At 38.5% G+C, this 8972-nt stretch carries 8 protein-coding genes, 1 tRNA gene and 2 pseudogenes; 6 read left to right on the forward strand and 5 right to left on the reverse strand.

Annotated features, from left to right (window positions below; all coding sequences use genetic code 11):
• Positions 1-585 precede the first annotated feature (585 nt).
• The 3 genes from ACYPZI_RS15110 to ACYPZI_RS15120 all read left to right on the forward strand — a co-directional run bounded on the left by ACYPZI_RS15110 (position 586) and on the right by ACYPZI_RS15120 (position 2790).
• Complete coding sequence (locus ACYPZI_RS15110) at positions 586-1755, forward strand: thioredoxin-like domain-containing protein (protein ID WP_459603071.1); 1170 nt, start codon at positions 586-588, stop codon at positions 1753-1755.
• 166 nt (positions 1756-1921) lie between these two features.
• A complete protein-coding gene (gene greA / locus ACYPZI_RS15115) occupies positions 1922-2392 on the forward strand; it encodes a transcription elongation factor GreA (protein WP_459603073.1) in 471 nt (156 codons plus the stop codon).
• A gap of 5 nt (positions 2393-2397) precedes the next feature.
• Positions 2398-2790: an HIT family protein gene (locus ACYPZI_RS15120; RefSeq protein WP_459603075.1), complete on the forward strand. Its 393-nt coding sequence runs from the start codon at positions 2398-2400 to the stop codon at positions 2788-2790.
• 60 nt (positions 2791-2850) lie between these two features.
• Here ACYPZI_RS15120 and ACYPZI_RS15125 read toward each other — a convergent pair whose 3' ends face one another.
• The 3 genes from ACYPZI_RS15125 to ACYPZI_RS15135 all read right to left on the reverse strand — a co-directional run bounded on the left by ACYPZI_RS15125 (position 2851) and on the right by ACYPZI_RS15135 (position 7153).
• Positions 2851-4884 carry a TonB-dependent receptor plug domain-containing protein gene (locus ACYPZI_RS15125; protein ID WP_459603077.1) on the reverse strand — a complete coding sequence of 678 codons (2034 nt, stop codon included), beginning with the start codon at positions 4882-4884 and terminating at the stop codon, positions 2851-2853.
• Positions 4885-4946: 62 nt separating this feature from the next.
• The gene (locus ACYPZI_RS15130) at positions 4947-6038 is read right to left on the reverse strand and encodes a TFIIB-type zinc ribbon-containing protein (protein ID WP_459603079.1); all 1092 of its coding nucleotides are present in this window, start codon (positions 6036-6038) and stop codon (positions 4947-4949) included.
• A gap of 8 nt (positions 6039-6046) precedes the next feature.
• Positions 6047-7153: an SPFH domain-containing protein gene (locus ACYPZI_RS15135; protein ID WP_459603081.1), complete on the reverse strand. Its 1107-nt coding sequence runs from the start codon at positions 7151-7153 to the stop codon at positions 6047-6049.
• Between the two features lie 191 nt (positions 7154-7344).
• Between ACYPZI_RS15135 and ACYPZI_RS15140 the strand changes: the two genes are divergently transcribed.
• The 3 genes from ACYPZI_RS15140 (at position 7345) to ACYPZI_RS15150 (ending at position 8242) form a co-directional block, all read left to right on the forward strand.
• Positions 7345-7614, forward strand: coding sequence for a hypothetical protein (locus ACYPZI_RS15140; RefSeq protein WP_459603083.1), 270 nt, complete (start codon positions 7345-7347; stop codon positions 7612-7614).
• Positions 7598-7960 carry an Ig-like domain-containing protein gene (locus ACYPZI_RS15145; RefSeq protein WP_459603085.1) on the forward strand — a complete coding sequence of 121 codons (363 nt, stop codon included), beginning with the start codon at positions 7598-7600 and terminating at the stop codon, positions 7958-7960. The genes ACYPZI_RS15140 and ACYPZI_RS15145 overlap by 17 nt, the downstream gene beginning before the upstream one ends.
• Positions 7961-8168: 208 nt before the next feature.
• Positions 8169-8242 (forward strand) — tRNA-Arg (locus ACYPZI_RS15150).
• Positions 8243-8333: 91 nt separating this feature from the next.
• Here ACYPZI_RS15150 and ACYPZI_RS15155 read toward each other — a convergent pair.
• Positions 8334-8462: pseudogene (locus ACYPZI_RS15155) on the reverse strand ((4Fe-4S)-binding protein); the annotation flags it as partial.
• 19 nt (positions 8463-8481) lie between these two features.
• Positions 8482-8697 (reverse strand): annotated as a pseudogene (locus ACYPZI_RS15160) (low temperature requirement protein A); the annotation flags it as partial.
• Between the last annotated feature and the right edge of the window lie 275 nt (positions 8698-8972).

Consider the following 8972-nt stretch of genomic DNA (forward strand, 5'->3'; position numbering starts at 1 on the left):
TATAATACCCTTCTTTAAATGAAAAATTAAAAGTGAAAAATTAAATTCTTCATTCCTCATTCTTCATTCTATTGTACTACACTCTTAATGTTGTTATTTCAATTCCTTCAAAGATCGCTTTGTTTTTCGCTTTAACTTAAAACCGGGAAGACCAAAAATACTCTTGGCTGAACCAAAAGATCTCAACCCAAAACCCCAATCCCGTCGCTGTTCGGCAGCACTCTCCAGTACCAAAGCGGGTGCAAAAGTAGAAAACTTTTTATTACACTCCAAACTTTATCCGCTATTTTTTTTATCAGTAGGACGGGCCAGACTCCAAAATTAAACACTATCACCCACTATTACAATATGTTGTAGAACATGTTTCGTCCGAAAAAAAATATCGTCCTATACCAAATTCATATGAAAGCTTTAAAGCTGATCTGTGCATGGCTAGACAGAATTAATTTAACATTTTCGTAAAAGTAAAAGAAAAGATGGAATTTCAAGAACGACTTCAGTAAAAATCGGATTCTTTAAGATTAATTATATCCGATAATTAAATATCTTTGTTGCTCATAAATTCAATAATAAATACACTGGTAAATGAAAACGACTTTTTTGACTAAGCTGGCAGTTTTTTCTATCATTATTCTTTTGGCATCATGTAAGGATAAAGGACCGCATTTTACTATCGAAGGCAAAATAGCAAAAGCCGATACAACGATGCTCTATTTGGAAAGAAGATCTCTAAACGAGACGGTAGTCCTCGATTCTGTGAAACTGGACGGCGAAGGTCATTTTAAATTTGAAGAACCGGCTTTAGGCTATCCGGAGTTCTATATTCTGAAAATGGAAAATCAAGCTATCAACTTGGCTGTCGATTCTACGGAATCCATTACAGTGTATGCAACAAAGCCTGCTTTTGCCTCAGAATATACTATAGAAGGCTCGGAAGGCTCAGTTAAAATAAAAGATGTAGTCTTATCTCAGCATAAATTAAGTCTCGAAATCGCTGACTTAAAGAAAAAATATGAGGCTAAAGAAATCACTCAAGACCAGTATGTATCAGGAGTTCAAGAAAGTGTAAACGAATATAAGAGCAAAGCGAAAGCTCTTATATTATCCGACTATCAGAGTTTGGCCAGCTACTTCGCTCTGTTTCAAAAAGTAGATGGGCTACTAATTTTCGACCCATATGACAAAAGCGATTTAGTTGCGTTCAGGGCAGTAGCTACCATTTGGGATCAGTTTAAGTCAAAATCGCCAAGAGCCGAGCATCTGAAAAACTTCACATTGTCTACTCTGGCCGAATTAAAAAGGGCTGAAAGTCAAAATGAAACATTGAAAAAAATTGAAAGTTCGCAACCAATGGATAACAAGGACTATTATGAAATATTATTACCTGATATCAAAAATAACATAAAAAGCCTGTCTTCGATGAAAGGTAAGGTCGTTATCCTCGATTTCACTGCTTATCAAACAGAGTTCTCCCCCGCGCATAATATTTTAATAAATGATGTGTACAGCAAAAACAAAGGTACAGTCGACGTTTATCAGATTTCGTTCGATACAGATGTGCATGCATGGAAAAATGCAGCGACAAACCTGCCTTGGACTTGTGTAAGAGATGACAAATATCTAAATTCGCCTCTTCTGACGAAATTTAATGTACAAGGGCTTCCTACGATTTTTTTACTGAATAAAAACGGAGAAATTGTGAGAAGGATATTGGCTACGGACAACTTAGCCGCGGAAGTGAAAAAATTATTGTAAAAGAAATATAAATATTTGATTATATAGAAAATATAGTATATCTTTGTTTTCAACAGATTGTAAAAGGAAAAGGAGTTCTGGCCTATATGGCAAGGATTCTTTTTCTTTTTGTCTCTTTAAAATCTAAAAAAAAATAGTAACTAACTAGTTTAATTTTAAAATTACCATGGCTGTATCTTACATGACCGAAGACGGTTATAAAAAGCTAAAAGAAGAAGTTAATACGCTGGAGGCCGTAGACAGACCGGCTATATCGAAACAAATAGCTGAAGCCAGAGACAAAGGGGATTTGTCTGAAAACGCAGAATACGACGCTGCCAAAGAAGCACAGGGCATGTTGGAAGCGAAAATAGCCCAATTGAAGAATTTACTGGCTAATGCACGCCTGATTAACGAGGATGCTATTGGCACGGATGTAGTACAAATACTCAATAAGGTTACAATACGTAATACAAAAAACAATCAGCAAATGACATATATGCTGGTAGCAGAAAGCGAAGCAAACCTGAAAGAGAATAAAATTGCGGTAAACACACCTATTGCTCAAGGACTGATGGGAAAAAAGGTAGGAGATGTAGCCGAAATAAAAGTTCCATCGGGAATTATGAGTTTCGAGATAGTCGATATTTCAATCTAAAAACTATGCCCAGCATCTTTAGTAAAATAGTAGCCGGAGAAATTCCTTCATATAAAGTGGCAGAGGACGATAACTTTTATGCTTTTCTGGATATTAACCCCATGGCCAAAGGACATACGCTGGTTATACCCAAAAAGGAAATAGATTATCTATTCGACTTAGATGACAGTTTGCTGAAAGATATGACCGTTTTTTCAAAAAAGGTGGCCAAAGCCATTGAAAAGGCAATCCCTTGTAAGCGCGTAGGTATAATGGTTATAGGAATGGAAGTCCCTCATGCCCATATCCATCTGATACCTATTAACAAGGAGTCGGACATGTCGCTTTCGAATCAAAGAGTGAAAATGGAACAAGCAAAATTTGAAGAAATAGCAAGAAATATAAGAGAAAATCTTTAAAAAACATACTCATAAAAGAGCCGGAGTTATCAGATAACTCCGGCTTTTATTTTTATATATTTATTTAAAGGTATAGCTTATTCCGCCGGTCAGCCAGAAACCCGGCTGTGGAATATTGCCGATATCGTTGTATTCAGTATCATAGATGTTATTCAGATTGAGGTGTAACAATAAGTTCTCATGTTGATAATTGATCTTCAGATCTAAAGTTGAGAATGCCCGATATGGCTTTTTACCGGCTTCAACAGCATTCTCAAAGGCTTTATATACACCCATCCGTTTTTGATAACGCAAATACCATCCTGCCGAAAAGCCTTTATAGATATGATGATTGAACGCTGCGACAAACTTATCGCGAAGGTAATTTAGTTTAAACAGAGAATTCAACCCTTTGGTGTCAGCATCTTGATGCATACGTGCGTAATCTAAAGAAAGAGATGAGTTTTCTCCCAATATAGGCATCAGATCTACAAGCCTGAAACGAACACCCATTTCTGCACCTTGCGTATTTACCTCCGTATGATTCCATGAAGCGCTGACTGTATGCCCATCTTCTTTTTGTACATCCACCCAGTCAATTATATTCCGTCCCCACATCAAATAACCTGTTATGTAAGCGCTGATGAATGAGTTCTTATACTTGAATCCCAAGTCTACTGATTGAGAGCGTTCCGGTTTCAGATTCGAGTTACTCTCATGCGTCTCGGTGGTATAGTACAATTCGGTGAAAGACGGCAGGCGGGTTGAATTTCCCCATGTGGTATATATATTGATTGCATCTGTCGGGCGATAAGCAATACTGGCGGAAGGATACAGCTTATATTTCCCTTTTTCCATCGTATTATGATTCATCAGTACCCCCGCCGACACGACAAAGTAGTCTAATTTTGCTGTATGCTCCAAAGTGACACTACTATTCAAGCGGTCATCGTACTTTTTATACTTACCGTGTGGCTCTGCCATCAGTTTACCCAAAACCGAGCTCATTATATCTTCGTGCCGCACTTCTCCACCCAAACTGGTACTTCCTAATTTAGATGTGTATTGCATGATAAGGTTTGTACCGTATGTATCACCCCGATGATAATTTTTTCCGTTTTCCGATCCTCTTCTTAGTTCAAATATATCGTGATGCCTGAACCAATAAAGAATAGGTATAAATTTAAGTTTCGACCCGAACTCCCCTTTCAAAGAGCTTATATATCTTGTCGTATGATCGAACTGATTAGGAAATGCACCTGTATAAAAACTATTGGCTCCATACTTTTTGTCATTATATCCCAGGTTCAGGTCTAATTTTGAATTTTCTTTAAATTGAAACCTGGTTTGCATCAGGATATTATAGAGGTTATAGTCGGTATTATCGGTATATCCGTCCGACGAATTATATCCTGTCGAAAGACTGGTCGTTGCTATTCCCAGCTTCGCGGCTCCCCGCATTTCCAAGCCTCGCAAATTATGCATTCCGCTTTCGATACTTGCATATCCTTTTGAGTCGGCTCTTTTCTTTGTAATAATATTTACACCTCCCGCAAATGCACTTGCACCATATATCAGTGCAGACGGGCCATGTATGATTTCGATACGTTCTATGTCCGAGAGATTGACGGGGATGTCTAAACTATAAACTCCTGTGTGCGGATTGGAGAGATTAACCCCGTTGAGTAGTATTGCTGTTTGGTCTTTTGATCCTCCCCGGATCGAGATGTCTGATTGTACGCCATGTCCTCCCCGTTGAACTACATCTATGTTGGCTGCATAGATCAGAAGGTCTTGAATACTTTGGACGGGCGCCTGCTCTATTTGCTCTTTTGTAATTATAGTCACAAGCTTAGCCGTTTGATTGACCGGAATTTCGACCCGCGATGCCGTGACCATTACTTCTTCCAGATCGTGTTCTGTTGCTTCCAGTGTTTTTTTATTCTCTGTTTTTGTTTGGGCAGATACGCCAATAGCCGGCACCGTAGCAAGCACAAATCCCGTAGCAACACTAATGTGCACTACCCTATGCATGCTGTTAAACGCACCATAGGCCTTTCCGGAAAATCTCTTAAACCAGAAAGCACTCTTTTTCAAATCTTTTCTTTGATTCATTATTAAATTATTAAATTAAAAAAATCCTATAATATTTATTATTACAGGATAGTGATTATATTTTATTCTTGCCGGCTGACAAACAAGGCAAACAGGGCGATAAGTATTATACCCAAAATCACAGCCAATGTTATTTTTATAACACTATATGGGCGATCACCGGTAACACGCCCCGTTCTCCCATTTACAAAGAAGTGGTATAATTTGTCAGCATAGGTATACGAAGACATGTACACAGGCAGCAATATCAGCTTAAACTTTATATTATTGAATACGGTTTTTGCTGAATTAATCCGCTGACGGTCTCCACCTATATCTTGCCTGATAGCATATTGAATATCGGATTCCATTTTACTTTTGGCTATATCGTAGCCATTAGTCATATTCAATCCATATTTTTCCGTTATAAATCCACTGAGAAAACGATTATTCGCCTCCACCATATTCATGGTATCCCAGTTATTTATCTTTCCCATTATTTCGGAATTGATAATCTTAGAAGCAGGAACCATAACGTCATCGAAAAACAAAGATATATGACCACTGGCATAACTCCAACGCACCCTGGTCTCCGTCCTCCTATTTTTGCCGCTTCCTACTGTAACAGTATATGTATCGCCTCGTTCTCCTTCATAATCGGTTTCTGTTTGCGCATCATAAGTCCAGCACGGAATATATACACCCTGCATCCGGTTTGAATATAAAGCCCTTGATTTAAGTTTATTAGGAGCAAACCAGCGTTTCTTCAGCCAGTCACTCATATAAGTCTGCAATTCGTTATCTCTTATTTTAAAAGGTAAGAGATAAGACGGTTGTATAAGGCGTTCTTCGTGCGCGTCGGACTCTATCAATGGTGTAGAACAGTAAGGACATTCCATTGATTTCAGGCTTTCATCGAATGTCGATTCAGCGCCACATTTACGGCAACCGATAATTTTGGTAGAATGGAGATTTAAATCTTCGAATTGCTGCACATATTGCTCAAAGTCCAATTCTTCGACCTCATCTACAACCTTTGCATCGATAGGAGTATCTGTTCCGCAATAATCACAGTGCAGAAAAGTCGTTCCCGGTTTATATTTCAGAGCAGCCCCACAATTCATACACTGATATGTGTCGCTGCTCATGGGTATATTTTCGATAATTTCAGACATACTTTATATTACACATTTGGTAACGGAGGAGGAGTTGCAGTCCACAGATCTTGCAGGTCCGGCTGTCCACCGGCAGGCACCCAAGCGGCTAATCCCTGCTTCCAGACAAGGGTATCTTTAGTCAACACTTGCTTTTCCACAAGTTGAACCAGCCCTTCTTTAGAAAATGGACCTGTTTGGTGTCCGCCTGCGGCTACATAGTATGACATTCCGCCCGATATCGGAGGAGGAGTATTTTGTACATTCTGACTGTTTTGTACCTGATTAGCCATTTGCTGCGTCATCTGATTGGCCATAGCCATCCCCGCACCAAGCCCAATGCCCATTCCGGCTGTACCCGAAGGATTTTCGGCAGCAGCTTCCATCGCTTTTGCAGCTTTTAGTTTTGTCAGTTTATCCAAATCGATCTTATCCAGCCTGCTTAGTTCGAAAATTTCCTTCTTCACTTCGTCCGGCATAGAAATATTTTCGATCAGGAACTTGGTAACATCCATTCCATAAGCGGCAAAATCGTCCTTCATATATCCGAAGATGGCTTCCGACAATTCATTCAGATTAGCTGCATAAGTTTCTATCGGCAGATTAGATTCTCCCGTAGCATCCGAAAAACGGGTTACAATAATACTCTTAAGCTGCTCTTGTATATGTTCGGTAGTGAATGTCTGGTTTGTACCTACTATTTCTCTAATAAAAACAGGAGCATCCGTCACTTTGAATGAATACATACCAAATGCCCTGATTTCGACCATCCCGAATCGATTGTCGCTGAGTATGATCGCATTCTTAGTTCCCCATTTCTGGTCTATAAAGTTCTTGGTACTAACAAAGTATACCTCTGCCTTGGATGGACTGTTAAAACCATACTTCCACCCCTTCAATGTTGTCAGAATAGGTAGGTTCTGGGTATTTAATGTATAAGTACCCGGGGTAAAGGTATCAGCTATCTCACCCTCGTTGACAAAAACAGCAGTTTGTCCTTCACGAACAATTAACTTAGCATTGTTCTTTATCTCGTTATTATGTCTTTCGAAACGATATACTATCGTATCCTGCGTATTATCCAGAAACTCGATAATATCAATTAATTCCGTTCTTAATTTATCAAGAAGTCCCATAACTAATATTTTTTGTGTTATTCTAATTTTTTCCAAATATATGATTTTTATTTCGTTCTAGACATTGCTAAAAGAGTCTTTATTTTATGTACTTGTAAAGAGAATAAGAAAAAGTAGAATTCTAAAAGTTAATAAACTTAACATCTCCCAAAACCTCACTCTTATACTGCCCTTAATGTATATGCCGGGTCTTGGATGGAAATTTTACTATCAAAGTGACCAATAAGGGCTTGATGTATACCCAGAATGTGACTATAAATGATTTGTTACCTTCCGGATATGAGTACATAAGCCATACAGTTCCTATGGGTGCCAGAGTTACTCCTGCGCCGATTGGTTCTGCTGATACCGAAACATGGAATCAACAGCAAACAGCTTATAATCCGGTTACCGGTAAATGGACTGTATACGATATTCCTTATAATACTGATGATTTAAGTAAGAATGAAAGTTACATATAAAAACACACCGGTAAGCGGGAATGTGCTAACTAATGACTTCGACATGGAAGGTCATATACAAACAGTAACTACCACCGGTACCATAACAACTATCGAAGGTGGAAACGTTCAAATAAACGCAGACGGAACATATGTATATACTCCGAAGGAAAATTTTACAGGTTGCGACAGTTTTACATACACTATTTGTGATGATGTTCCTGAACCGTTTAAAGCCTGTGATCGGGCTACTGTTTCCATTATAGTAAATAATATGCGAAATTATTGGCATGGTACGATTGATAATAACTGGGCTAAAACAGCTAATACTTCCTTTAGATATAGCTATCTCAAGATAGTAATGTAGTTTTGTAAAGTTTGTGTTAGCCCCCATAAGTCGTGAGACCAGTGGGGGTTGTTTTTATACCAATATGAATTATCATTTGAAAACTTTTTGGGCTTCTAGCTTACAGCACTGATCCTTTTCTAAATTCCCTTTGGGAAAATTCTCCCATATTTATTTGCTAAAAGGGCAAATTCCATTATCTTTGCACTCGCTAAAAAGCAAAAAGGATGGTCCGGTAGCTCAGCTGGATAGAGCAACAGCCTTCTAAGCTGTGGGTCGTGGGTTCGAATCCCGCTCGGATCACAAAAGGGGATCAACTAAGCGTGTAAATCAATGGTTTACACGCTTTTTGTTTTAGGTGCTTAGGAAAGTACGAAATTGCCCTTAATATGGATCAGAATTCACTTTTCTTCGTTATAACAAACGACAATGCCCCTGAAGGACATTTGCTTATCTGTTCAATCAATTGTTCTGTACTCGCATTCTCCGGTTTTACCCAGGGACGTTCTTTCGGATGATAAACTACGGATGTTGGGGTCGAACCAGTTAGTCATCCAGGTTGTATGTTGCCATGCCATCCAAACAGCAAACCATATTACCATGCTTTGCAGAAAACCCAGCCAATCGAGGTGATGCAGCAGGTAATGCGAAATCTGAGTGACCGCAAATACATAAATCAAATCAAAGAGCAACTCAGAGAAAGAAACCGATGCAATTCCTCCTCTTTGGCGAAGCAGGGAATGTAAAGATTGTGACATATTTCCGGTGTTAATAAAAGATAAATAATTAACAAGCAATATTTTTTTTGTTCATGATATTGCCTGAAATGAAAATATCAATAAATATAGTGGTAAACTTTAATATTGTATCAAGGCTTACCCTAAAATTCTTATATCAAATCGGCTCTTTTATTTTTCAGGTTCGCTAGTTAAAACCATGTACTTTAGTGCAAGGCTTTAGCTTCTATAAATGTTTAAAATTCTTACATAAGTACAACGTTAATGGAAAATCGCAGCAGTACACATAATGTCAA

This window comes from Dysgonomonas reticulitermitis (assembly GCF_054601275.1).